Genomic DNA, 24,142 nt, shown 5'->3' with positions numbered 1-24,142 from the left:
GCGTGTCTGCTGAGCGATATATGCTGGTCGTTCTGCACACCGGGCGTCACGATTCCGTGGTGGCCGCGCAGAGCGTGTGCCAGCAGTTGCGCGCCGCCGGGGTGATCCCGGTGATCGCGCCGCTCGACGAGAACGATCGGGCTGATGCGCTCGCCGATCTGGGGTCGTTCGAGACCCTGGGTTCGGGTGTGACGGTGTTCGATCTCGAGCTCGTGATCGTGCTGGGCGGCGACGGTACCATCCTGCGCGCGGCCGAATTGGTGCGCGGTTCGACGGTGCCGCTGCTCGGCGTGAACCTCGGGCACGTCGGATTCCTCGCGGAGAGCGACCGCGAAGACCTCACCGAGACGGTCAACCGAGCGCTCGGCCGCGACTATCTGGTCGAGGAGCGCATGACGCTCTCGGTGCGCGTGAAGATCGACTCCGAGGTGGTCTACGAGACCTGGGCGCTCAACGAGGCCACCGTCGAGAAGGCGAGCCGTGAGCGGATGCTCGAGGTCGTCGTGGAGGTCGACGGCCGGCCGCTGTCGAGCTTCGGATGCGACGGTGTGGTGATGTCGACACCGACCGGATCCACCGCGTACTCCTTCTCCGCCGGCGGTCCCGTGGTGTGGCCGAGTCTCGATGCGCTGCTCATGGTGCCGCTGAGCCCGCACGCGCTGTTCGCCCGGCCGCTCGTGGTGGGCCCGGATTCGGCGCTCGCCGTCGAGGTCCTCGACCGCACGCAGGGCGGTGCCGTGCTCTGGGCCGACGGGCGGCGCATGTGGGATCTGCCGAAGGGGGCGCGGGTCGTGGTGCGCCGTTCGCCCACGCCGGTGCGACTGGCACGGCTGCACATGGCGCCGTTCACCGACCGGCTGGTGCGCAAGTTCAATCTGCCCGTGAACGGGTGGCGGGGGCCGATGGATCGTGATTGAAGAACTGTCGATCAGAGACCTCGGGGTGATCGGTGAAGCGGTGCTCCCGCTCGGACCGGGGTTCACGGCCGTCACCGGGGAGACCGGTGCCGGCAAGACGATGGTGGTGTCCGCGCTCGGCCTGTTGTTCGGCGAGCGGGCCGACACGGGGTCCATCCGTTCGGGGGCGCCGCAGGCCTGGATCGAGGGGCGAATCCTGGTGGGTCGCGACGGCGTGGTGGCCGATCGTGTGCGCGAGGTCGGGGGAGACCTCGACGACGCGGGTGGCGACGGCGACGCCGAGGTCATCCTGTCCCGCTCGGTCTCGGCCGAGGGCCGCAGCCGGGCGGTGGTCGGCGGCCGATCGGCGCCGATCAGCGTGCTCTCCGAACTCGGCGACGCACTCGTGGTGGTGCACGGTCAATCCGACCAGCTGCGGTTGAAGAGCCAGTCCGCGCAGCGCGGCGCACTCGACAGCTTCGCGGGAGCGGCGCTCGCCGCACGGCTCAGCGAATACCGGAGCCTCCACGAGTCGTGGCAGGCGCACAGCTCCGAGATAGAGGCGTTGGTGACCGAACGCTCCTCGCGCCTGCGTGAGGCCGAACAGTTGCGTGCGGCCATCGACGAGATCTCCGCAATCGCGCCCGTCGACGGCGAAGACGTCGAGTTGACCGATCTGGCCGGGCGCCTGACGAACCTCGAAGACCTGAGGCTGGCGGCGGCCGAGGCGCGGGAGGACATCTCGAGCGAATCCGGGGACAGGCCCGACACCGTCGGGTTGATCGACACCGCCCTGCGCAGCCTCGAACGCGTGGCGCACCACGACTCGGCCCTCGCACCCATCGTCGAGGCGCTCACCAACGCGAGCTTCATCGTCTCCGACATCTCGACCCAGCTCGCCAGCTACGTGGCCGGCCTCGAGACCGACGAGGTCGGAGAGCTCGACCGCGTGCAGGAGCGGCGAGCTCAGCTCACCGTGCTGACCCGCAAGTACGGCCCCGAACTCTCCGACGTGCTCGCGTTCGCCGCGGAGGCAGAGCCGCGGCTGCTCGAACTCGACTCCGACTCCGATCGCATCGAACAGCTCTCGGCCCTGGTCGACGACGAGTTCGCGGAGCTGACCCGGATCGCCGCCGATCTGACAGCCATCCGGCGAGCGGCGGGCGAGAGCCTGTCGGCCGCGGTGACCGAGGAGTTGGGCGCCCTCGCCATGCCGAACGCCCGCTTCGTGGTCGACGTGCAGGAGCGGGAGGACCTCGGTTCGACCGGCCGCGACCTGGTGCAGTTCTTGCTCCGGCCGCACGAGGGCAGCGAACCGAGGCCGCTCAACAAGGGCGCGTCGGGTGGTGAGCTCTCGCGCGTCATGCTCGCGATCGAAGTGGTGCTCGCGGCCGCCGATCCGGTGCCGACCTTCGTGTTCGACGAGGTCGATGCCGGCGTGGGCGGTGCTTCCGCGATCGAGATCGGCCGGCGTCTGGCCGCTCTCGCCCGCACTTCGCAGGTGATCGTGGTGACGCATCTGGCGCAGGTCGCGGCGTTCGCCACCAACCACCTCCGCGTCGAGAAAGATCAGGACGGACCGGTCACGGCGAGCAACGTGGTGCAGCTCGCCGGAGAGGAGCGTCTGGCTGAGATGGCGCGGCTGCTCTCGGGCCTCCCCGACTCGGAATCGGGTCTCGCGCATGCGGCCGAACTCCTCTCCACAGCGCAGAGCCTCGCTGTGCCACACTGATAGCCATCGTGGGGTTGTAAGGGGACGAGACGATGGCACGGATGACGAACAGCGAGCTGGCGGCCCTGGTCGAACAGCTCCAGGCGGAGAATGAGCGGTTACGCGAAGAAGCGCGACTCGCCGAGACCCTTCCCCTCCCGACGGAGGGCGCCGCGGAGCCCGCCGGCCGCCGACGATCGGGGCGTCGCCGAGGCCGCACCGTCGCATCCGTCGTTCTCGTGGTGATCGGGCTGATCCTCGCGCCGGTGGCGGTCGCCGCCAACTGGACGCAGAGTCAGCTGGCCGACACCGAGGCGTTCGTGTCGACGTTCGCGCCCCTGGCGAAAGACCAGGCCGTGCAGGCGTTCGTGATCGACGAGGTGATGACCGCGGTCGAGAAGCAGGTCGACTTCGAGAAGACCACGAGCGACGTGTTCGACGCCGTCGACCAGCTCGGTCTGCCACCTGCCGCGTCGTCCGCCTTGAGCGCGCTGAAGAAGCCCGCCGCGCTCGGCCTGCAGTCGCTCGCGACCACGGTGGTGACGAACTTCGTGCAATCGCCGGCGTTCGCCGACATCTGGGAGCAGGCCCTGCGGGTGAGTCACCAGCAACTCGTGGCCGCGATGACGAACGATCCGGCCGGCGCCCTGTCGATATCGTCGTCGGGCGAGCTGTCGGTTCAGCTCGGCCCGATCATCGAGGCGGTGAAGGCGGCGATGATCGATCAGGGGCTGAGTTTCGCGGATGCGATCCCCACGGTCGACGTGAACATCGTGGTGGCGAAATCCGATTCGTTCGGCCAGCTGACGCTCGCCTACGGGCTGGCGGTCAGTCTCGGCATGTGGCTGCCGTGGATCGCGATCGCCTTCCTGGCGGCCGGGGTGGTGGCGGCGAAGCGGCGCACGGTCGCGCTGTTCTGGACCGGCCTGTCGCTCGGCGTGGTGATGGTGATCCTCGGGATCGCCCTGCGGATCGGCAACCTCGTGACGGTGGCGTCGATAGCGCCGCGCTACGTGCCGATCGACGCGGCCGGCGTGATCTACGACGCCGTGACCTCGATGGTCGCCAGCACGGTAGTGGCCGTGGCGGTGCTGGCGTTCACGGTGATGGTGATCAGCTGGGCCGTCGGTCCGTACCGTCCCGCTCCTGCGCTACGCCGGGCCTTCGGTGACGCGGCGACAAGGTTGCGCGCCATCGGCGACGCCCGGGGCATCTCCACCGGTGCGTTCGGGCGTGTGCTCGGCAGGCAGCGCGTGCTCATCCAGGTGCTCATCGGGGTGGCTGCGGCCGCGTTCATCCTGTTCCTGAGGCCGCTCTCGACCGGGCAGATCATCTGGACCGCGGTGATCGCCGTGGTGCTCCTGCTGCTCGTGGAGCTGCTGCAGAGGCCGGTGCAGCCGGAGGTCGTCGTGGTCGAGATCGTCGAAGAAGAGCCGGTCGAGCCGGGGGAATCGGATGACTCCTCCGAGAAGGCCGACGACGACTTGCTGATCTCCTGACCGCGCCGAACGACGAGACCCCCTCAGACCACTGTTAGGATGGAACTCCGTGGACGATGATCATGACGCGGACCGTACGAAGAACCAAAACGACTCGAAACTGACGAAGCACATCTTCGTCACCGGGGGGTGTCGTCTCCTCTCTGGGCAAAGGCCTCACCGCCGCGAGCCTCGGCAATCTGCTGACCGCGCGGGGACTCCGCGTCGTGATGCAGAAGCTCGACCCCTATCTCAACGTCGACCCGGGAACGATGAACCCGTTCCAGCACGGCGAGGTCTTCGTGACCGACGACGGCGCGGAGACCGACCTCGACATCGGGCACTACGAGCGATTCCTGGACATCAATCTGAACCAGGCGGCGAACGTCACGACGGGGCAGATCTACTCCAGCGTGATCGCGAAGGAGCGCCGAGGCGAATACCTCGGCGATACGGTGCAGGTCATCCCGCACATCACCGACGAGATCAAGCGCCGGATGCGACTGCAGGCGCACGACGCCTCACGGCCGGACGTGATCATCACCGAGATCGGCGGCACGGTGGGCGACATCGAGTCGCAGCCGTTCATCGAGTCGGCGCGCCAGGTGCGCCACGAGCTGGGCCGCAAGAACGTGTTCTTCGTGCACGTGTCATTGGTGCCGTTCATGAACGCCTCCGGTGAGCAGAAGACCAAGCCCACCCAGCACTCGGTGGCCGCGCTGCGCTCGATCGGCATCCAGCCGGATGCGCTCGTGCTGCGCAGCGACCGGCCCGTGTCCGAGGGCAACAAGCGCAAGATCGCGCTCATGTGCGACGTCGACGAGCAGGCCGTGGTGAACGCGATCGACGTGCCGTCGATCTACGACATCCCCACGATGCTGCACGAGCAGGGTCTCGACGCCTACATCGTCGACCACCTCGACCTGGGCGACAAGGCCTCCGAGGTGGACTGGTCGGGCTGGCAGCCGCTGCTCGACGCAGTGCACGAACCGAAGCACGAGGTGACGATCGGTCTCGTGGGCAAGTACATCGACCTCCCCGACGCCTACCTCTCGGTGACGGAGGCACTCCGGGCGGGCGGGTTCGCCCACCGCACGAAGGTGAAGATCAAGTGGATCCCCTCCGACAACTGCGAGACGCCCGAGGGAGCCGCCCGTGAGCTCTCCGGTGTCGACGGGGTGGACGGCATCCTGGTGCCGGGCGGATTCGGCGTGCGCGGCATCGAGGGCAAGCTCGGTGCGCTGCGCTTCGCTCGCGAGAACGGCATCCCGGCTCTGGGACTGTGCCTGGGCCTGCAGTGCATGGTGATCGAGTACGCGAGGAATGTGGTCGGGCTGCCCGGAGCCTCTTCGAGCGAGTTCGACCCCGACACCGAGTTCCCCGTGATCGCGACCATGGCCGAGCAGGTCGACATCATCGCGGGCGGCGACCTCGGTGGCACGATGCGGCTCGGTCTCTACGAGGCCGAGCTGGCCCCGGGTTCCATCGTCGAAGAGGTCTACGGCGCACCCACCGCCGCCGAGCGTCACCGCCACCGGTACGAGGTCAACAACAAGTACCGCGACCAGATCGCGGAGGCCGGGCTCTGGTTCTCGGGCCTCTCGCCCGACGGTCACCTGGTGGAGTACGTCGAGCTGCCCCGTGAGGTGCACCCGTACTACGTGGCGACCCAGGCGCACCCGGAGCTGCGGTCACGGCCCAGCCGGCCGCATCCGCTGTTCCAGGGGCTCGTGGCCGCGTCCCTCGAGCGTCAGGAAGCCACCCGGCTCTTCCCGGTGCAGGACGCGGATGCCTGAGCATGGCACGGCCGGAACCTCCGGTTTCGTGCTGGCCGACGAGCCGGCCGAGGCGCCGGTCTCGTCGAGCGAGGTCGTGTTCGACGGCTACGTCTGGGACGTGCGGCGTGAGGGCTTCGAGTACGGGGGAGCGACGTTGCACCGCGACTTCGTCGATCACCCGGGCGCGGTCGCGATCTTCGCGTTGGACGACGACGACCGGGTGCTGCTCATCAAGCAGTACCGGCATCCGGTGCGCAGCCGCGAGTGGGAGCCTCCCGCGGGCCTGCTCGACGTGGACGCCGAGTCACCGCTCGACGCGGCCAAGCGCGAGCTGGCCGAGGAGGTCGACCTCGAGGCCGACGACTGGCACGTGCTGCTCGACTACGTGACGACCCCCGGCGGCAACAACGAGGCGATCCGCATCTACGTGGCCCGAGGGCTGCACGAGATCGACGCCTTCGACCGCACCGGTGAGGAAGCCGACATGGAGAAGCGCTGGGTGAGCCTCGACGACGCGTTCGACGCCGTGCTCGCGAGCCGGGTGCAGAATCCGTCGCTCGCGATCGGCACCCTCGCGGCGCACGCCTCCCGGGCGAAGGGCTGGTCGACCTTGCGGCCGGCTGACGACCCCTGGCCCGCTCATCCCCGCTTCCGCGGGACCGTGCCCGAGCTGATCACCGAGTAGCCGCGGCGCGACGATGGCTCAGCAGGCGGTGGCCGGCCCGACCGGAGTCGACCGGGCGATCGACGGATTCCTGCGCCACATCACGATCGAACGCGGGCTCTCCGCGAACACGGTCGCCGCGTACCGCCGCGACCTCGGGCGCTACTCGGAGTGGCTGCGTTCGCGCGGCATCGACGACATGGCGACCGTGGGGGAGGGCGACATCAGCGCCTTCACCCAGGCGGCGCGCACGGTCGGCGAGGGGGAGCTGAGCGCCTCGTCGATCGCGCGCATCCTCTCGTCGGTGCGCAGCTTCCACCGCTACCTCGCCGAGGAGGGGCTCGTGGAGACGGATGCCGCGCGAGAGGTGAAGCCGCCCAAGCTCGCCCTGCGCCTGCCCAAAGCGATCTCGATCGAGCAGATGGACCGGCTGCTCACCGCGACCGGCGGCGACGATCCCGTGTCGCTCCGCGACCGGGCCCTGCTCGAACTGCTGTACGCCACCGGCGCCCGGATCTCGGAAGTGGTCGACCTCAACGTCGACGACGTGCAGGACGGAGACATCGTGCGCGTGACCGGCAAAGGCAGCAAGCAGCGGATCGTGCCGGTGGGCCGCTTCGCGCGCGCCGCCCTCGACGCGTACCTCGTGCGGGTGCGGCCGCTGTTCTCGGTGCGCGGGCCGTCGACGCCGGCGCTCTTCCTCGGCATCCGCGGCCAGCGGCTCAGCCGGCAGGCGGCGTGGCTCGTGATCCAGTCGGCGGCCGATCGCGCGAAACTCGGGACCCACATCTCGCCGCACACCTTCCGGCACTCCTTCGCGACGCATCTGCTCCAGGGCGGAGCCGACGTGCGTGTCGTGCAGGACCTGCTCGGGCACTCCTCGGTGACCACCACGCAGCTCTACACCCACGTCACCGCGGACACCCTCATCGACATGTATCAAACGGCGCACCCGCGCGCCCGCTGATGCCGGAGGGCGCGGGCGGTTAGAATCATTCAAGTCCGCCGGGATGGCGGGCAGGAACGAGGAGAAACTTCGGTGCCGACCAGGAACACGAGAACGGCGAAGAAGACCCAGGCCGATGAGCTGGCGGGGCTCGACCTCCCCAAGATCGGTCCGACCGGCAGACCCCTCCGAGAGTTCCCTGTTCCCGCTCCGCTGAAGTCGCACGGGCCCGCGCGCATCATCTCGCTCTGCAACCAGAAGGGCGGCGTCGGCAAGACGACGACCAGCGTGAACGTGGGAGCGGCGCTCGCCGAATACGGCCGCAAGGTGCTCGCCATCGACTTCGACCCGCAGGGCGCGCTCTCGGCCGGTCTCGGTGTGATGACCCACGACGCCCCCACCATCTACGACCTGCTGCTCGGCACGCTGAAAGACCCGAACGAGGCCATCCAGCACACCAGCGTCGAGGGCCTCGACATCATCCCGGCCAACATCGACCTCTCCGCCGCCGAGGTGCACCTCGTGAGCGAGGTGGCGCGCGAGTCGATCCTCGCCCGCGTGCTGCGCAAGGTGAGCGACCAGTACGACGTGATCCTGATCGACTGCCAGCCGTCGCTCGGCCTCCTCACCGTGAACGCGCTGACCGCGAGCCACGGCGTGCTCATCCCGCTCGAGTGCGAGTACTTCGCTCTCCGCGGCGTCGCGTTACTGGTGGAGACGATCGACAAGATCCGCGACCGGCTGAACCCCGCCATCGTGCTCGACGGCATCCTCGCCACCATGTACGACCCGCGCACGCTGCACTCGCGCGAGGTGCTGGAGCGCGTGGTGGAGACCTTCGGCGACAAGGTGTTCGAGACGGTGATCGGCCGCACGGTGAAGTTCCCGGATGCGACGGTGTCGGGCAAGCCGATCACCCAGTTCGCGCCGGAGCACTCCTCGGCCAAGGCGTACAAGCAGCTGGCCAGAGAACTGGTCGCCCGTGGCGCGATCGCCTGAGACCGACCTCGCACCGGAAGGGTCGACCGCCCCCGGCTTCTCGCTGAGCCTCGACAACTTCGAGGGGCCGTTCGACCTGCTGCTGAGCCTCATCTCGAAGCACGAGCTCGACATCACCGAGATCTCGCTCAGCCGGGTGACGGATGAATTCATCGGCTACCTGAAGAACCTGGACTCCGCGGAGGAGCTGGACCGGGCATCCGAATTCCTGGTGGTGGCGGCGACGCTGCTCGATCTGAAGATCGTGGGACTGCTGCCGCAGGGCGAGCTGGTGGATGCCGAAGACGTCGCGCTCCTCGAAGCGCGCGATCTGCTGTTCGCCCGACTGCTGCAGTACCGCGCCTTCAAGGAGGTGTCGGCGTGGCTCGCCTCCCGGTTCGACGAGGAGTCGACGCGGCGGCCGCGCCAGGTGCGGCTCGAGGAGAAGTACCGGCAGCAGACGCCGGAACTGGTGTGGACGCTCTCGGCCGAGGACTTCGCGGCGCTCGCCGCCTTCGCCCTGGCGCCGCGGGAGATCCCCGTCGTGGGGTTGGAGCACCTGCATGCGCCGCTCGTGAGCATCCGGGAGCAGGCGGCGCACGTCGTGGCGGTGCTGCGGTCGTCGTCGGCTCCGGTCTCGTTCCGGCAGCTGATCGCCGGGATCGCGGAGAAGGGCGTCGTGATCGCGCGGTTCCTGGCGGTACTCGAGCTCTACCGCCACGCTTCGATCTCGTTCGAACAGCTCGAGCCGCTCGGGGAACTCACGCTGCGCTGGACCGCCGAGAACTGGAACGAAGACAACCTGGCCAACTTGGGAGCCGACTATGACAACTGAGACGACCATGCCGTTCGAAAACGCAAACGTCGTGGCATCCGAGTCGCAGACGGACCCGGTTGCGGCGAGGTTTGCGGATTCGAACCACCTCGACTCGCCGGCCGACGTCGACCGGGCGCTCGAGGCGATCTTCATGGTGGCCGACGAGCCGCAGAGCCTGGTGGCGCTGGCCACCGCGCTCTCGCGCCCCGTTCCCGTAGTGCGGCAAGGCATCGAGCGCTTGGTCGAGGACTACGACGGAGTTGCACCGGGGTCGGTGCGTCGCGGCTTCGAGCTGCGCGAGGTGGCGGGCGGATGGCGGATCTACGTGCGCGGCGAATGGGACGGGCTGGTGGCCGACTTCGTGCTCACCCAGAACCCCTCTCGGCTCTCGCAGGCCGCCCTCGAGACGCTCTCGGTGATCGCCTACAAGCAGCCGATTTCCCGCGGAGCCGTGGCGAGCATCCGTGCCGTCAATGTCGACTCCGTGGTGCGCACGCTGCTCAGCCGCGGCCTCATCACCGAGGTCTCCACGCAGGCCGAGACCGGCGCCATCCTCTACGGCACCACCGATCTGCTGCTCACCCAGCTCGGCATCAACTCGCTCGAGGAGCTGCCGAAGATCTCGCCGCTGCTCGACGACGGCAGCGACGGATTCGACGAGATCGGAATGGCACGATGACCCCCTTCGAGATCCCCCCGTGGGACGAGAACGCCGAACCCCAGGGCGTGCGCCTGCAGAAGGTGATGGCGGCGGCCGGCGTCGCCTCGCGCCGCGTCTCCGAGCAACTGATCCAGGCCGGGCGCGTGGAGGTCAACGGCCAGATCGTGACCGAGCTCGGCCGGCGGATCGACCCCGAGAACGACCTGGTGTCGGTCGACGGCGTCGCCGTGCAGCTCGATCCGGCGAAGCGCTACGTCATGCTCAACAAGCCCCTCGGCATCGTGAGCTCGCTCGCCGACCAGTACGGCCGCCCCGACCTGCGGCGCTACACCGAGCAGTACGAGGAGCGCCTGTTCAACGTGGGGCGGCTGGATGCCGAGACCACGGGGCTCCTCATCCTCACCAACGACGGCGACCTCGCGCATGTGCTCGCGCATCCGTCGTTCGGGGTGCTGAAGACCTACATCGCGAAGGTGGAGGGGCGCGTCAGCCCGCAGACCATCTCGAAACTGACCCACGGGATCGAGCTGGAAGACGGTCCCATCGCCGCCGACAAGGCGCGACTGCTCGACGTGGAGAGCGAGACCTCACTGGTGGAGCTGACCCTGCACTCCGGGCGCAACCGCATCGTGCGGCGCATGCTCGACGCCGTGGGGCATCCGGTCACCGAACTGGTGCGCCGCTCCTTCGGCCCGTTGAACCTCGGCACCCTGAAGGCGGGCGGGATGCGCGACCTGACTAAGGTGGAAGTCGGCCAGCTGCTGACCCTGTCGCGCGACGCCACCGACGTTCCGGCCGCCGCGCCGGAGTCCACGTCGCCGGAGTCACCGGACGAGACGGAAGAAACCGAGGAGTGAACGTGGTCGAGAGCCGTCTGACGGGGCCGGTGCGGGTCGTCGGGGTGGGACTGCTCGGCACGAGCATCGCGCTCGGCCTCCGCGCGCGCGGGGTCGACGTCATCCTCTCCGACGCGTCGCCGACGAACGTCAGCATCGCCATCGACTATGGTGCCGGGCGCGGGGCGACGGATGGCGACGAGCCGCAGATCGTGGTGGTGTGCGTGCCGCCCGACGTGACCGCGTCGGTCATCGTGCGCGAACTCTCGGCCTACCCGCGCGCCGTCGTCACCGACGTGGCGAGCGTGAAGAAGCCGATCCTCGACGCCGTGATCGCCGCCGGCGGCGACGTGACCCGTTACGTGGGATCGCATCCCCTCGCCGGACGCGAGAAGGGCGGCCCGATGTCGGGCCGTGCCGATCTCTTCCTCGGCCGGCCCTGGGTGGTGGCCGGTCACGACGGCATCTCCTACCAGACGGCGGGCGCGGTCGACGACCTCATCCTCGACCTCGGCGCCACCCTCGTGGAGATGAGCGCGGAGGAGCACGACGCGAGCGTCGCCCTGGTGTCGCACGCGCCGCAGGTGGTCTCGACCCTGATGGCGCGTCGCCTGGCCGGGGCACCGGATGCCGCGGTGAATCTCGCCGGCCAGGGCCTCCGCGACGTCACGCGCATCGCGAGCAGCGACCCGGAGCTGTGGGTGCAGATCCTCGGCGCGAACGCCGCCCCGGTGGTGTCGGTGCTGGAGGAGTTCCGCGCCGACCTCGACCGCTTCATCGCCGCCCTGGCCGATCCGGTGGCCCCGGGGTCGAGGCGCAGCATCGCCGAGGAGCTCGCGGGCGGGAACGCCGGAGTGGCGCGCATCCCGGGCAAGCACGGACTGGCCCGCCGCTACGCTTCGATCGTCGTGATGGTGGACGACAAGCCCGGCGAACTGGCGCGCCTGTTCGCGGAGATCGGCGAGATCGGCGTCAACCTCGAAGACCTGCGCCTGGAGCATTCTCCCGGCGCCCCGATCGGCCTCGCCGAGATCGCGGTGCTGCCCGAGGCCGTGGAGAGACTGACGGCCGCGTTGGCGGACCGTGGATGGAGGATCGCCGGATGACCACCGGTTCAGCACCCGTGATCGTGGCCATCGACGGCCCCGCCGGAAGCGGCAAGTCGAGCGTGAGCCGCGCGGTGGCGAAAGCCCTCGGCTTCGCCTACCTCGACACCGGGGCGTCGTATCGCGCTCTCTCGTGGCACCTCATGGTGCGCGGGATCGACGCCGCCTCGGCTGCCGACGTCATCGCCGAGCTCCCGGGCTTCGACTTCCGCATCGGCACCGATCCCGACGACTACTACGTCCGCGTGGGCCAGGCAGACGTGACCGACGCCATCCGCGAGCCGCGCGTGACGGCCGTGGTGAGCCTCGTCGCCCGCATCCCCGAGGTGCGGCGCTGGCTCAACGACCGCTTCCGGGCCATCATGGCGGCCACCCCGTTCGACGGGATCGTGGCCGAGGGGCGCGACATCACGACGGTCGTCGCACCGGATGCTCCGGTGCGCATCCTGCTCACCGCCTCCGAAGACGCTAGAATGGCGAGGCGCTCCAAGGAATTGACCAGCGAATCGGCCGCCGCCGTCGGTGAGGCCCTCCGGTCTCGGGACAAAGCGGATTCTCGTGTCGTCGACTTCATGAACGCCGCCGACGGTGTCACCACCGTCGATTCCACCGACCTCGACTTCGATCAGACCGTGTCCGCGGTGGTCGACGTCGTTCAGACAGCGAGGACCTCGCATGGCGGATAGCCAGAACCCCACCCCCGACTCCGGCAGCGACGCGGAGGAGTTCGACGCGCCCGACGACGACCTCGTCACGCGTCTCGCCGAGGTCGACGAAGACCTGGCCGAGCAGCGGGCGGCGACCCTGCGCGCGGGCCTCAACGACTACGAGCTCGACGAGGGCGACCTCGACCTGCTCGAGCTCAGCGACGACTACCCCGACGGCGTGTTCTACCTGCCCGCCCTCCCGGTGCTCGCGATCGTGGGCCGGCCGAACGTCGGCAAGTCGGCGCTGGTCAACCGCATCCTGGGCCGCCGTGAAGCGGTGGTCGAAGACGTGCCGGGCGTCACGCGCGACCGCGTGGCGTACAAGGCGGAGTGGAACGGGCGCCGGTTCACCCTGGTCGACACCGGCGGCTGGGAGCCGGATGCCTCGGGCATCAACGCGGCCGTCGCCGCACAGGCGGAGGTCGCGATCGACCTCGCCGACGTCGTGCTGTTCGTGGTCGACTCCAACGTGGGCGCCACCGCCACCGACGAGCACGTCGTGAAGCTGCTGCGCCGGGCCAACCGACCTGTGTTCCTCGCCGCCAACAAGGTCGACGACGTGCGCCAGGAGCCGGGCGCCTCCGCGCTCTGGTCGCTGGGCCTCGGCGAGCCGTACCCGGTCTCGGCGCTGCACGGCCGTGGGGTGGCCGACCTCCTCGACATCATCATGGAGAAGATGCCCGAGGTCTCCAACGTGGCGAAGCAGGAAGTGGGCGGGCCGCGGCGCGTCGCCATCCTGGGCCGGCCGAACGTGGGCAAGAGCTCGCTACTCAACAAGGCGGCGGGCGAAGAGCGCGTCGTGGTCAACGAGCTCGCGGGAACCACGCGGGACCCGGTCGACGAGCAGGTCGAGCTCGGCGGCAAGGTGTGGACCTTCGTCGACACGGCCGGCATCCGCAAGCGCGTGCACCTGCAGCAGGGGGCCGACTTCTATGCCTCGCTGCGGACATCCGCCGCTCTGGAGAAGGCCGAAGTGGCGGTCGTGGTGCTGGATGTGACGGAGCCGATCTCGGTGCAGGACCTGCGCATCATCGACCTCGTGCTCGAATCGGGCCGTGCCCTCGTGCTCGCGTTCAACAAGTGGGACCTGCTCGACGACGAGCGGCGTCGCTACCTCGAGAGGGAGATCGAACAGGATCTCGCTCACGTCACCTGGGCGCCGCGCGTGAACATCTCGGCGCGCACCGGGCGGCACCTGGAGAAGCTCGTTCCGGCCCTCGAGCTCGCGCTCGAGTCGTGGGACACGCGCATCCCCACCGGCAAGTTCAACGCCTTCCTCGCGGAACTCACGGCGGCGCATCCGCACCCCGTGCGAGGTGGCAAGCAGCCGCGCATCCTCTTCGGAACGCAGGCCGCCTCGCGCCCGCCGACCTTCGTGCTGTTCGCGACCGGGTTCCTCGATCCCGGCTACCGTCGCTACGTGCAGCGACGCCTGCGCGAGATCTACGGGTTCGAGGGATCGCCGATCGTCGTCAACATGCGGGTGCGCGAGAAGCGCAAGCGCTGAACACCTCGCCGACCCGTCACGTGGTGTCGCTTTCAGTGCGTCATAGCGGCATCACGTGACGGGTCGGCCAAGGAATCAGGGGAGCAGGTCGGCGCGGTGGATGAGTCCGGCCGCGCCGATCAGCGGACCCTCGTCGGAGAGCGCTGACGGCAGGATCTGCACGCCGGCGATGGTGTCGAGCGGGGCCACATCGGCGATGGCTTCCCGGATGAGGTCGAACAGGTCGGGCGTGACGCGCGAGAACCCGCCGCCGATCGCCACGGCTTCGAGGTCGACCAGTGCACAGACCGAGGCGATGCCCTCGCCGACCGCGCGGGCGCAGCGCCGTACCGCGGCGACGGCGATCGGATCGTTCGCCCGATAGGCGGCCCCGAGATCTTCACCGGTGTCTCCGCGCCAGCCCTGCTCCTTGGCCCAGGCGACGATGCGCGGGCCCGCGGCGATGCCCTCGAGCGTGATCGAGAGGTCGCGCCCGCCGCCCCCGTGGGTGTGCAGCTGGAGTTGGCCGACGTGGCCGGCGTTGCCCGACCGTCCGCCGACGAGCCGGCCCTCGACCAGGAGGCCACCACCGATGCCGGTGGAGACCACCATCCCCATGGCGGTGCGATAGCCCTGCAGGGCGCCGGCCCAGTGCTCGGCGAGCAGGATGCAAAGGCCGTCGAGGCGAAGGACGGGGTCGGGGATGCCTGAACGTTCGGCCACCAGGTCGGCGAGCGGGAAGCCGCGCCAGGCCGCGAGATTGAGCGGGGAGACCGTGCCGCGGCCGAGGTCGATCGGTCCGGCGCATCCGATGCCGGTTCCGTCGATACGGGCGCCGGTGGGCGCCGAGGCGAGCGTCTGATCGATGACCCGGCCCACCGCATCCGCGATGGCCTCCGCAGAATTCTCCGCGCCGGTGGGGGCGCGGTGCCGGGTGCCCTCGATCAGCCGTGCGCGATCGTCGACGAGGGCGGCTTCGACCTTCGTGCCGCCGACGTCGATGGCCAGGGCGAGCGGACGAGCGAAGGCGACGGTGTCGTTCTGGGGCACCGTCCTATTTCACACCATCAGGTGGGTCGGTTCGCGCCATCCGCCTGGTAGAGCGGGGCGCACCACGCGGGTGAGGTGGCCATGATCTCGTCGGTGCGGGTATCCGCATCCGTGTCGTCGCTGTTCGCCCAGTCCTCGAACACGCCGACCGAGCCGCCCGCGATGTAGGCCGCGGCTGTGGCGGCATCGATCCCGGTGGCGACGCCGTGGCGCTGCCAGATCGACACGGAGATGGAGGCGCGCCGGAGCAGCCGTTGGAAGAGCTCGCGGCGGAACCCGGCATCGACCCGGGTGCCGAACATCATGCGGTAGGCCGCACGGTGCTCACGGATGTGGACGAGCTCTCGGCGCACCGACTCCGCATAGGCGGCGGTGATGGCCTCGGGGGAGGAGTCGTCGAAGGTCGAGGGGTCATCGGCCACGTTCGCCAATTCGTCGAGCATGCGGGCGAATGCGTCAGCGGCGAAGGCGTAGATGTCGGCGAAATGGCCGTAGAACGTGGTGCGATGCACACCGGCCGTGCGGCACAACTCGGAGATGCTGATCTCGGTGAGATCGTGATCGCGCAGCAGGTCGAACAGGGCGGTGGTGAGGGCTTCGTGCGTTCTGGCGGCTCGCGGCTCGGTCAGATTCACGGACGCGCCCTGACGTCGTGATGGGGCTGAGTGCACAGCGGTTGACTGGGGCATGGTCAATTATGTACCGACGAACTCGGGAAGACGATGAGTTTGGGAGTGTGAGTCCCAAACTCTGCGGGAAGCCGTGCGGGGCTTGCGGCGTCAGCGAAGCGGTCGCGGAGGCGCTATCATGGACAAGTTGTCTGGAGCGCTTTCGGGTGTTCCGGGTGGCGAGCCACGGGCTGTGGCGCAGCTTGGTAGCGCACTTGACTGGGGGTCAAGGGGTCGCAGGTTCAAATCCTGTCAGCCCGACCATTATTGAGTTGCTCAAACCATTGGACTCGTTGAGGCCAGTGGAGGTCGAAGTAAGAGAGCCTTCCGCAGAAATGCGAGAGGCTCTCTTCTTTTCGTTAGTGGCGTGCTCGGCTCCGGCGAGGCGTCGCTGTGCCTGCCAGGCGTGGAGTGCCTCGTTGAGTTCTGTGCGTTCGCGCTCGATCCGCAGCCCCTCGTCGCCCTCGTAAACGCGAAGTCCGCGGAAGAAGGCGAGCAGCAAGTCCCTGCGGATCCCCACGGCCACATTTTCGTACAGCTTCCCTGGATCCTCGAGGAGTTGAACGAATGCGAGCACCTGCTCGGAGCCGACCTGCATGCGCATCTCTGTCCGGGACAGCTTTTCGGCGATCGCGGCCTTCTGCAGCGTGATGAAGTCGAGGCGCTGGCTGATCTTGGCGATCGGCAGCTGCCCTTCGGCTGCCAGGTCGACGAGTCGCGCCTCTTGGTCGTCGAGTGCCTTCTGTTGCGCACGCAGCGATGCCTTGGCTTCGCGGTCGGACTCCATGAAGTCGTCGAGCGCGCGAGCCACTTCCTCTCGGATGCTCTCCATCGTGGCCGGGGTGAACTGCTCACGACGCACCGACTCGAGGACAGCTTTCTCCACCGCCTCGACGCGGAGCATGCCCAATGCGCACCCGGCGCGCTGTTTCGCCGAGCAGACGTAGTAGTCGTAGGTCCCGCCGTTGCCGGTGTTCTGTGTATAGACGAGGCGGCTCGTGCGACCAGCCTCTTTGCAGACGCCGCAGTAGAGAACGCCTTTCAAGTAGTGGAAATGGATCTTGTCGCGGTCACCTCTTCGATTGCGGCTGTCGAGGATTTTCTGCAGCGCAAGAAAGGTCTCCACGGAGATGATCGGCTCGTGGCGACCCTGGTAGAGCTTCCCCTTGTAGTGGATTCCGCCGGTGTAATACGGGTCACGCAGGATGCGAGCAAGCGCGCCGGCCGTTAGAGGGCGACCAGGACGCTTCGGAGACGGCCGTGTCGTCAGCCCCTGCTCCTCGAGGAGGTTCACCACCCAGAGGCGCGGCGGTAGCACCGGGAAGCGTCGGGTGTCCGACGACTGGTTCCGGGTGTACTCGAAGATCTGAGCGTGCGTCGAATCAGCGTGGAGTCCGGTCAGGCCGCTCTCTTCGGACTCGCGCGCGTAGGCATGGCGAATGACGAGGGCTTGGGCCGGATCGATGCCAGCGTCAAGCAAAAGCGGGCCAAGGGTGAGCGCCATAGGTGGAGCGCCTTACCGTCCGGCTACACCGCGAAGGCGTTGCCGCACACCAGACAGTAAACCTTCGCAGTGCCGTCTGGGACCTTGACCGGTTCGTTCGGATGGCAGGGAGGCTCGGCAATCATCATGTCGTCGGGCTCCGCGAGAGCGTCCGGAGTCTCAATGCCGAACGAAAAGGATCGGTTCGGCTTGACCGTCATTCCTTTGATGCCCTTGAACATCGTCTCGACCGAGTCCTGCACGTACTGATCGATCGCGGGACCACTTGCGCCGTGCATGTACTCCAATTGCGCCGGAGTCCACCACGACTCGGTTCCTGCGCCAGCTCCGCACAATGGGCAGAAGTACTGGTCGACGACTTCGGCGTTGGCGTCGCCTTCCTCGTGGCTGAACCACTTGAACTCGCGCTCGCAGTTCGGACACTCGCGCCGGATGAAGCCGTCGGAATCCAGCGGAATGCTCACGGGTACTCGAATGTCGTCGTTCATGGTGCTGGGCTCCTCATCAGCCGTTGGTGTCCAAGAAGATCTCCTGGACGACGCTGTCGCCGGCTTCGCTCCGGCCGGCAACCGTGACGTCGAACACGTCGTCCATCTGCGGGCCACCGAACATGCGCCCCATGCCCATGACGTCGATGGTCACGGAACGTCCGCCGCCTGGGATCTTCTTGATCGTCTGGAAGCCATGCAACTTGAGGGCTGCGTCCTCGGGGAGAGAGACGTCGACATCGAGTGCTGTTTCGGTACCACGGTTGATTATCTGCAACTTGTCGATGCGGTTCCCGCCTTTGTTGAAGTACTTAACGTCAAAGTCGATCGCCTTCCGTACATTCGTGTTGGATGGCAGGCGACGCCCGAGCGGCAGCCCTTCACCAGGAGGCAGCGGAGCGGTGAAGTCACCTGTTGTGTGCCAGTCGGTGCCTTGGAGATCTACGTCGCATCCGGCCGTCTTCAGGCGGTTGGCGAGCTCCTGGCGGCGGGCTGAATCGTTCGTGAGCCGGATGGCGTGCCTTCCAGCCACGTCACTAAAAGGCCGCACGTCGCCTATTTCGACGAGCACCGTCCTGCGAGCATCGCGGCCTAACGCCATCCCCGCCTCAAACAGAACGTTGGGCCGCGCCTGTGCTGAGGGTTTCGTCTCGGGATCGTCGTCACCATGCCCAAGTTGCGGCTGAAGGTAGGCAATCTCATCCGGAGTCATGAGCACGACGATGGCGGCTGCATGATCGAGCGCTGCGTCGAGAACTTGTCCGATGTAGGGGGAGCCTTCGCCGGTGAGTTCCACGGCATGGCTCCACTCCATGGGGGAGAGGTTGATGCTGCGGAGGAAGTCGAACATCGCCTTGCGGAGCGGTTCGTTTCGCCCGTGCACCACGAAAACCGATCTGGCGTTGGTGATCTGCTCTCCCACGGCGTTCCCTACTTGTTCGTCGTCCGCATCGCATCGGAGGATGCGTCAACTACAGAGTACGAGGGACGTCCGACACACGAACGGAGATTCAGATGATGTCTGATGTGCTTTCGACAACATCACCGATCGGCGCATTGACGTCGAAATCCAAGCCGCCATACTCAGCAGTCCTCCTCGCCGGGACGCGGCTTCACGCAAGAGGAACCCATCCGGGGTTCGTCGGCCGCATCCGATGAGGAGGCTCGCGATGAGCGAGAACGAACTGCCCGAGGTGCCGGCCACGGCTCTCGGCCCCATCCGCCCGCTGAGCGTGCGGATCACCGATGGTCTGCGAGCGCAGATCGAAGTGATTGCGCAGCTCAACGACCGGAGCGTCACCGAGGAGATCCGGCTGGCGCTGGAGGCCTGGGTCGAGACCAGCAAGTCCGACCCGAAAGTACTCCAGCGCGCCGAGACGGTGCGAGCCGAGATCGAACGCGAAGCAAAGACCAAGCAGAGCGCGATCGAGGCCATCTTCGGAGGCTCGGCGCCGAAGGCCGGACGAACAAGGACACCGCAGAACTGATCTGCGGTGTGGGTGGTCGTCTCGGGGATTGAGTGCTTTCGCGCACTCTTCCCGAGACGGCTGCCTAGATTACTAAGCGCCGGGTGTGTACTTCACGCCGATTCGCGGCGCTGCCTCAACAATCCAATCCTCATGGCGAGTGACCCGGGCGCTGAGGGCGACGCGTTCGACCTCGTCATCATCGAGTCGCCCGACGATGCCATCGAGCGTTGTGCTGATGCGTTCGAAGCCAGCGGACATCTCACCTTCGATGCTTTCAAACTGCGCATCGTGAGTGTCGAGCCGTTCATTGATCTTGTCGAACTCACCCTGCAGGTGCGTTTGCATGTCGGTGAGCATTGTCGTTAGTGAGTCGATGTCTTGCTTGGTCATATCTGCCGCTCATTATGAGCCTGCGCCTACGGCTCGAGAAGCCGTAGAAAACACAACGCGCCGATCGCGCGAACACCCCTCGTTGCTGCCCCGCGGCTTGTCAGAGAACCATCCAAGTTCTCAGCCGCGACAACAGTAAGGAGGTGGGGACGATGGTGAAAAGCATCGTGATCCCGCACGACGAGACCCGTCCACCGCGGCTCCAGGAGATGGCGGACATTGGCGCCTTTCAGGAGGCTGTCGGTGGCTGGCTCGAGATCATCGAGGTGCCCGGCATGGGCGCCACGATCTACGTCAATGAAGCCGCACATCGCGAGTTCGTGCCCCTCAACACGAGGGCGATGGCACTGGCCTGGCTCTACGCTGTCGACCCGATGCGGCACCCGCTGCTGTTTGGCGATGTGGTGTTGTCCGGAGATGGGAACGACGGCGACGTCCCGGAGGAGCTCGTGCGCGATGTCCTCGAAGCCACCACGTTCTTCATCGATGTAAGAGCGCACGCTGGCCGGCTCTGGCGAGAGACGCGCGCACAATTCGGCACCGTGTTTGAGGCGGCCGTGTGGTGCATGTTGCTGACGCGCTCCGCTCGACCGGGCGTCCAGTTTCGAATCCGTCCGCGTGTGCTCTCCTCCAACTGAGAAGCGGCGACCACTTGAGCAGCGACAAGCTCGTCGCTCGTGGTCGCCGCTCTTCCATTTCGGGCCGACCTCGTTGCTCAAGTCACAACATCCGACCTATTGCCTCGGCGCGTTCGTTGCCTCATAACTAGGGGCACAAAGGAGAATGAGTAATGCACTACTTGTGCACTCGAAGCGCTAACCCGATGAAGCCCTATCGAAATTACCCGCGTGCCCGCCTGGCCTGGGGAGCCACCCTGCGCGAGCAGCGAGACGAGGACGTCTGATGCAGATCACCCACCTTCGAATGTCCGGCTTCCAGTCGTTCGGCCTCGACGCGACCGAGATCGCGCTCCGCGACGTTACCTACGTTCTGGGTCCCAACGGCGCCGGCAAGACGGCCGTCCTCGAGGCGCTCTCGCGGCTCTTCAGCCCCCTGCCCGCGCAGCGAAAGATCCGGCACGCTGACTTCCATATCCCGAACGGACGCAGCGCTGTCGATGTGCATGCCGAGGGACCGAAGCTCTGGATCGAGGTCGACATCGAGGTGCCGGAATCGGGGGAGGACGGCGACCACGCGTCCGTGCCTCCGAACTTCGCGCACATGCGCATCGAGAGCGAGGACGGTGTGCCTCGGATCCGGGTGCGGCTCACGGCATCGATTGCGTCTGACAATGTGATCGACGAGAAGCTCGAGTACATCCTCGAAGCGGATGACGACGGCAACCCAGTGCGTCAGGCGGATATGTCGCGCTTTGATCGCGCCAACATTGAAGTCCACTATCTCCCTGCGCGGCGAGACCCTGCAGAGCACATCGCCTACACCACAGCCTCACTCGTCGGTCGGGCTCTTCGCGCAGCCGACTGGACGACTGAGCGCGCCACGCTTGGCACCTTGTCCAAGGACCTGACAGACGCCTTGGCCGATAACGCTGCAGTCAAAAGCATCGGCGTCCAGCTCACGGGGGAGTGGAAGGGGCTTCACTCGGGCGACTTCTTCACTGATCCTTCGATCGCCTTCGGGAGTGGCGACTTGGAGAGCGTCCTCCGTCAACTCACCGTCTCGTTCGCTCCGACGCCAGCCGGCTCGTCGCTTCCGTTCGACCGTTTGAGTGACGGCCAGAAGTCTCTGCTCTACATTTCGCTAGTGCTCGCCTGGCAGTCGCTGGCGCGCAACGTGCTCGACGGCACGGAGGCCTCGTTCGATCAGCACCGCCTGCGTCCGCCGGTGCACACGATCGTCGCGCTTGAGGAACCGGAGAATAGCCTGGCGCCGCAGTACCTCGGGCGCATCATTCGCCAGCTCCGAAAGGCGGCCGCGAACGGCGACTCGCAGTCCCTCATCGCAACGCACTCGCCTGCCCTGCTGCGCCGCGTCGATCCTGAGTCGATCTGCTTCCTACGGCTCGACGCGAATCGTCAGTCGCAGGTGCGGCGGATTGTCCTGCCGACGACGTCGAAGGACGATGCCGCCAAGTACGTGCGCGAAGCCGTCCTCGCCTTCCCTGAGCTGTACTTCTCGCGGTTGGTCGTGCTCGGCGAGGGAGACAGCGAACAGATCGTGCTGCCACGCGTGCTCGCGGCAGCGGGCATCGCGGAAGACGATGCGTCCGTGTCGGTCGTTCCGCTCGGTGGACGCCACGTCAATCACTTCTGGCGGCTACTCAACGAGCTGGAAATCCCGCACGTCACGCTGCTCGACCTTGATTCCGGTCGACACCAGGGCGGCTGGGGGCGGGTACGCAATGCGCTCAATCAGTACAACAAGCTGAAGCAGACGTTCGGACAGGACAAGATTGACGCCCTTCCCAAGTGGGACGATGCGAAGGACTTTCCCGCCTTCACTGAAGGCAAGGGGGCGCTCCATGTTCTGGAGAAGAAGGGGGTCTACTTCTCGCACCCCGTCGATCTCGACCTCATGATGCTCGAGGCCTTCCCGGACGCTTACGGCGCGAAACCGGCTGGCGCTCCCGACGAGAAGACAATCACCGCCGTCCTCGGAGTGTCACATGCCAACGAGGATCGTCTGCCGGCGGATGTGCTCGCGCTCTTCGCCGACTACCACCGCATGTTCGACCTCAAGAGCAAGCCGGCCTCGCACCTCAAAGCGATGGCAGCGCTCACCGACGAGAAGCTCCTGGAAGACCTGCCAGAAGTGCTGGAGCGTCTCGTCGAGGACGTGCGTGCCAAGCTTGAGGCGCTCCCCGAGTGATCGATCCCGATGACTGGCGCCCCGTCGGCGGGCTGAAGCTCGAGCCCAACGCGCTCAAGGCGGTGCGCGAGACCACCGCGAATGTCGTGGTCACGGCTGGGCCCGGCGCCGGCAAGACCGAGCTGCTGGCGCAGCGCGCAGATTTCCTCTTTCGCACCGGCGCGAGCCCGTACCCGAAACGGATCCTGGCGATCTCCTTCAAGGTCGATGCGGCACGCAACCTGCAGTCACGCGTTCGCCTGCGGTCCGGATCGCAGTACGCGGCCCGATTCGACAGCTTCACCTTTCACGCTTTTGCCAAGCGCCTGATCGACAACTTCCGGCCGACGCTGACGGGCCAGAACGCGCTGAACCCGGACTACCGTCTCGACGAGCGCACCCGGATCCAGGGAGAACAGATCACTTTCGACGATCTCGTCCCGCTGGCGCTCGAGATCCTGGAGAAGAACTCGTATGCGCGGGGCGCATTGCGCCAGTCGTACAGCCATGTCTTCATGGACGAGTTTCAGGACGCCACGACCGCGCAGTACAGCTTCCTGAAGAAGGCGTTCGCCGGCACCGGAGTGCAGCTCATCGGAGTTGGCGACACCAAGCAGCGCATCATGGGCTTCGCGGATGCGCTCCGCGGCGTGATGGGCACCTTCGCGACGGACTTCAGCGCGCTCGACCTCAAGCTCTATCAGAACTTCCGATCGAAGCCGCGCCTACGCCGCATGCAGAACCGCATGATCCTGGAGATGGATCCGGCCGCCGCCAGCCCAGACGCGGAGCTTGAGGGTGAAGAGGGCGTCTTGCAAGTCCTCCGATTCGCAACCGACGAAGAAGAAGCCATCGCAGTGACCGGCCTCATCAAGGGCTGGCTTGACGAGGGGGTTCCGCCGCGAGAGATCACCGTCCTCGCACGCCAGCAGCCGCACCTCATCACGCGCGTCCTTGGCGGGCACCTCGCAGCAGCAGGTATTCCGTATCGCAACGAGCAACAGTCCCAAGACATGACTGCCGAACCCGTGCCGGCGCTCATCTTCAACTTCCTGCGCGTCGTCGGCGACGACGCGCGCCCCGAGGCGTACGCGGAGCTGGTGCGCGTGGTGACTCGAGGGGGGATCGAGGAGGCTGACGGCGTTCTGGACAGCAAGCTCCGCACTATCCTGCGGGACGCGCGGGGCACCGTGCGCGCCGCCGGATTCGCCGCCTCAACCTTCACTTCGTGGGAGCCGTTGATTCAGACTTTCCTCGCGTTCGTGACGCGGCCGGCGCTCAGCGCTCTGTCGCCCGCATACCAACAGGGGTTTCGGCTGGACGACATGATCGCGAAGGCGCTGGGCTCGTTCGAGCGAGAGTTGGATGTCGACGGCGATCCGCTTGGTGCCCTCGATCGGCTGTCGGAAGAGGACGCGGTGCGCATCCTCACGGTGCATAAATGCAAGGGGCTGGAGTTCGAGAAGGTCATCGTCTTCGGCGTGGAGCCGCAGTTCTTCTGGGGCGACGACGACGCGGATGTGAAGGCCGAGTTCTTCGTGGCGATCTCGAGGGCGAAAGACGAGCTCGTGCTGACCACTGCGCTGAACCGGTCGAAGCCCCCAGGGGCGAACTATCGCTGGAAGACGTCTTCGCCGGCGCACGAGGAACTACTGGGGTACGCCGATGAGTCCTGAAGCAAGCAGAGGCACAAGCCCTTTC

General features: G+C 67.0%; 22 protein-coding genes, 1 tRNA gene and 1 pseudogene. 18 read left to right on the top strand and 6 right to left on the bottom strand.

Annotation, left to right across the window (positions count from 1 at the left end; translation table 11 throughout):
• The first annotated feature begins 2 nt into the window (after positions 1 to 2).
• From ACFJGU_RS01445 to der, 13 genes and pseudogenes are all read left to right on the top strand, one after another.
• Positions 3 to 917: an NAD kinase gene (locus ACFJGU_RS01445; RefSeq protein WP_382307009.1), complete on the top strand. Its 915-nt coding sequence runs from the start codon at positions 3 to 5 to the stop codon at positions 915 to 917.
• Positions 910 to 2,628 carry a DNA repair protein RecN gene (gene recN / locus ACFJGU_RS01440; RefSeq protein ID WP_382307008.1) on the top strand — a complete coding sequence of 573 codons (1,719 nt, stop codon included), beginning with the start codon at positions 910 to 912 and terminating at the stop codon, positions 2,626 to 2,628. Before ACFJGU_RS01445 ends, recN begins: the two co-directional genes overlap by 8 nt.
• Positions 2,629 to 2,669: 41 nt before the next feature.
• The gene (locus tag ACFJGU_RS01435) at positions 2,670 to 4,106 is read left to right on the top strand and encodes a hypothetical protein (protein ID WP_382307007.1); all 1,437 of its coding nucleotides are present in this window, start codon (positions 2,670 to 2,672) and stop codon (positions 4,104 to 4,106) included.
• A 49-nt stretch (positions 4,107 to 4,155) separates the two neighbouring features.
• Positions 4,156 to 5,881: pseudogene (locus ACFJGU_RS01430) on the top strand (CTP synthase).
• Positions 5,874 to 6,548 carry an NUDIX domain-containing protein gene (locus ACFJGU_RS01425; protein ID WP_382307005.1) on the top strand — a complete coding sequence of 225 codons (675 nt, stop codon included), beginning with the start codon at positions 5,874 to 5,876 and terminating at the stop codon, positions 6,546 to 6,548. The pseudogene ACFJGU_RS01430 and the gene ACFJGU_RS01425 overlap by 8 nt, the downstream one beginning before the upstream one ends.
• 13 nt (positions 6,549 to 6,561) lie before the next feature.
• Positions 6,562 to 7,494, top strand: a complete 933-nt coding sequence (gene xerD / locus ACFJGU_RS01420; RefSeq protein ID WP_382307003.1) for a site-specific tyrosine recombinase XerD — start codon at positions 6,562 to 6,564, stop codon at positions 7,492 to 7,494.
• Positions 7,495 to 7,614: 120 nt separating this feature from the next.
• Complete coding sequence (locus ACFJGU_RS01415) at positions 7,615 to 8,472, top strand: ParA family protein (protein ID WP_382310478.1); 858 nt, start codon at positions 7,615 to 7,617, stop codon at positions 8,470 to 8,472.
• Positions 8,456 to 9,286, top strand: coding sequence for a segregation and condensation protein A (locus ACFJGU_RS01410; protein WP_382307001.1), 831 nt, complete (start codon positions 8,456 to 8,458; stop codon positions 9,284 to 9,286). Before ACFJGU_RS01415 ends, ACFJGU_RS01410 begins: the two co-directional genes overlap by 17 nt.
• Positions 9,276 to 9,947: an SMC-Scp complex subunit ScpB gene (locus tag ACFJGU_RS01405; RefSeq protein WP_382306999.1), complete on the top strand. Its 672-nt coding sequence runs from the start codon at positions 9,276 to 9,278 to the stop codon at positions 9,945 to 9,947. Before ACFJGU_RS01410 ends, ACFJGU_RS01405 begins: the two co-directional genes overlap by 11 nt.
• Positions 9,944 to 10,786: a pseudouridine synthase gene (locus ACFJGU_RS01400; RefSeq protein ID WP_382306997.1), complete on the top strand. Its 843-nt coding sequence runs from the start codon at positions 9,944 to 9,946 to the stop codon at positions 10,784 to 10,786. Before ACFJGU_RS01405 ends, ACFJGU_RS01400 begins: the two co-directional genes overlap by 4 nt.
• Positions 10,783 to 11,871, top strand: a complete 1,089-nt coding sequence (locus ACFJGU_RS01395) for a prephenate dehydrogenase (protein ID WP_382306996.1) — start codon at positions 10,783 to 10,785, stop codon at positions 11,869 to 11,871. The genes ACFJGU_RS01400 and ACFJGU_RS01395 overlap by 4 nt, the downstream gene beginning before the upstream one ends.
• Complete coding sequence (gene cmk / locus ACFJGU_RS01390) at positions 11,868 to 12,557, top strand: (d)CMP kinase (protein ID WP_382306994.1); 690 nt, start codon at positions 11,868 to 11,870, stop codon at positions 12,555 to 12,557. Before ACFJGU_RS01395 ends, cmk begins: the two co-directional genes overlap by 4 nt.
• Entirely contained in the window at positions 12,547 to 14,085 is a 1,539-nt protein-coding gene (der, locus tag ACFJGU_RS01385) for a ribosome biogenesis GTPase Der (RefSeq protein WP_382306992.1), read from the top strand. Before cmk ends, der begins: the two co-directional genes overlap by 11 nt.
• A 75-nt stretch (positions 14,086 to 14,160) precedes the next feature.
• On the opposite strand, the gene ACFJGU_RS01380 is transcribed toward der, so the two are convergent.
• Together ACFJGU_RS01380 and ACFJGU_RS01375 are read right to left on the bottom strand one after the other, a co-directional pair.
• The gene (locus ACFJGU_RS01380) at positions 14,161 to 15,114 is read right to left on the bottom strand and encodes an ROK family protein (RefSeq protein WP_382306990.1); all 954 of its coding nucleotides are present in this window, start codon (positions 15,112 to 15,114) and stop codon (positions 14,161 to 14,163) included.
• 17 nt (positions 15,115 to 15,131) lie between these two features.
• Positions 15,132 to 15,749, bottom strand: a complete 618-nt coding sequence (locus ACFJGU_RS01375) for a TetR/AcrR family transcriptional regulator (RefSeq protein ID WP_382306989.1) — start codon at positions 15,747 to 15,749, stop codon at positions 15,132 to 15,134.
• Positions 15,750 to 15,969: 220 nt separating this feature from the next.
• Here ACFJGU_RS01375 and ACFJGU_RS01370 point away from each other — a divergent pair.
• Positions 15,970 to 16,046 (top strand) — tRNA-Pro (locus tag ACFJGU_RS01370).
• Here ACFJGU_RS01370 and ACFJGU_RS01365 read toward each other — a convergent pair.
• From ACFJGU_RS01365 to ACFJGU_RS01355, 3 genes are read right to left on the bottom strand one after another with little or no spacing between them, the layout of a single operon-like run.
• Positions 16,009 to 17,286 carry a recombinase zinc beta ribbon domain-containing protein gene (locus ACFJGU_RS01365; protein ID WP_382306987.1) on the bottom strand — a complete coding sequence of 426 codons (1,278 nt, stop codon included), beginning with the start codon at positions 17,284 to 17,286 and terminating at the stop codon, positions 16,009 to 16,011. The genes ACFJGU_RS01370 and ACFJGU_RS01365 overlap by 38 nt on opposite strands.
• A 23-nt stretch (positions 17,287 to 17,309) precedes the next feature.
• The gene (locus ACFJGU_RS01360) at positions 17,310 to 17,774 is read right to left on the bottom strand and encodes a hypothetical protein (protein WP_382306985.1); all 465 of its coding nucleotides are present in this window, start codon (positions 17,772 to 17,774) and stop codon (positions 17,310 to 17,312) included.
• Between the two features lie 16 nt (positions 17,775 to 17,790).
• Positions 17,791 to 18,696, bottom strand: a complete 906-nt coding sequence (locus ACFJGU_RS01355; RefSeq protein ID WP_382306983.1) for a TIR domain-containing protein — start codon at positions 18,694 to 18,696, stop codon at positions 17,791 to 17,793.
• 247 nt (positions 18,697 to 18,943) lie between these two features.
• Between ACFJGU_RS01355 and ACFJGU_RS01350 the strand changes: the two genes are divergently transcribed.
• Entirely contained in the window at positions 18,944 to 19,261 is a 318-nt protein-coding gene (locus ACFJGU_RS01350) for a hypothetical protein (protein WP_382306982.1), read from the top strand.
• A gap of 72 nt (positions 19,262 to 19,333) precedes the next feature.
• Here the strand turns inward: ACFJGU_RS01350 and ACFJGU_RS01345 are convergent, their stop codons facing one another.
• Positions 19,334 to 19,633 (bottom strand): hypothetical protein, encoded by a 300-nt coding sequence (locus ACFJGU_RS01345; RefSeq protein WP_382306980.1) that lies wholly within the window; start codon positions 19,631 to 19,633, stop codon positions 19,334 to 19,336.
• Between the two features lie 152 nt (positions 19,634 to 19,785).
• Between ACFJGU_RS01345 and ACFJGU_RS01340 the strand changes: the two genes are divergently transcribed.
• From ACFJGU_RS01340 to ACFJGU_RS01330, 3 genes are all read left to right on the top strand, one after another.
• On the top strand, positions 19,786 to 20,271 hold the full coding sequence (locus ACFJGU_RS01340) for a hypothetical protein (protein WP_382306979.1): 486 nt from the start codon (positions 19,786 to 19,788) through the stop codon (positions 20,269 to 20,271).
• Between the two features lie 265 nt (positions 20,272 to 20,536).
• Complete coding sequence (locus ACFJGU_RS01335) at positions 20,537 to 22,462, top strand: ATP-dependent endonuclease (protein WP_382306977.1); 1,926 nt, start codon at positions 20,537 to 20,539, stop codon at positions 22,460 to 22,462.
• The gene (locus ACFJGU_RS01330; RefSeq protein ID WP_382306975.1) at positions 22,459 to 24,117 is read left to right on the top strand and encodes a UvrD-helicase domain-containing protein; all 1,659 of its coding nucleotides are present in this window, start codon (positions 22,459 to 22,461) and stop codon (positions 24,115 to 24,117) included. Before ACFJGU_RS01335 ends, ACFJGU_RS01330 begins: the two co-directional genes overlap by 4 nt.
• Positions 24,118 to 24,142: the final 25 nt, after the last annotated feature.

The sequence above is a fragment of the Herbiconiux sp. UC225_62 genome, assembly GCF_042694625.1.
Classification (GTDB): domain Bacteria; phylum Actinomycetota; class Actinomycetes; order Actinomycetales; family Microbacteriaceae; genus Herbiconiux.
The sequence above is the reverse complement of the archived record's forward strand: the minus strand, read 5'-3'. Positions and strand labels throughout refer to the sequence as shown.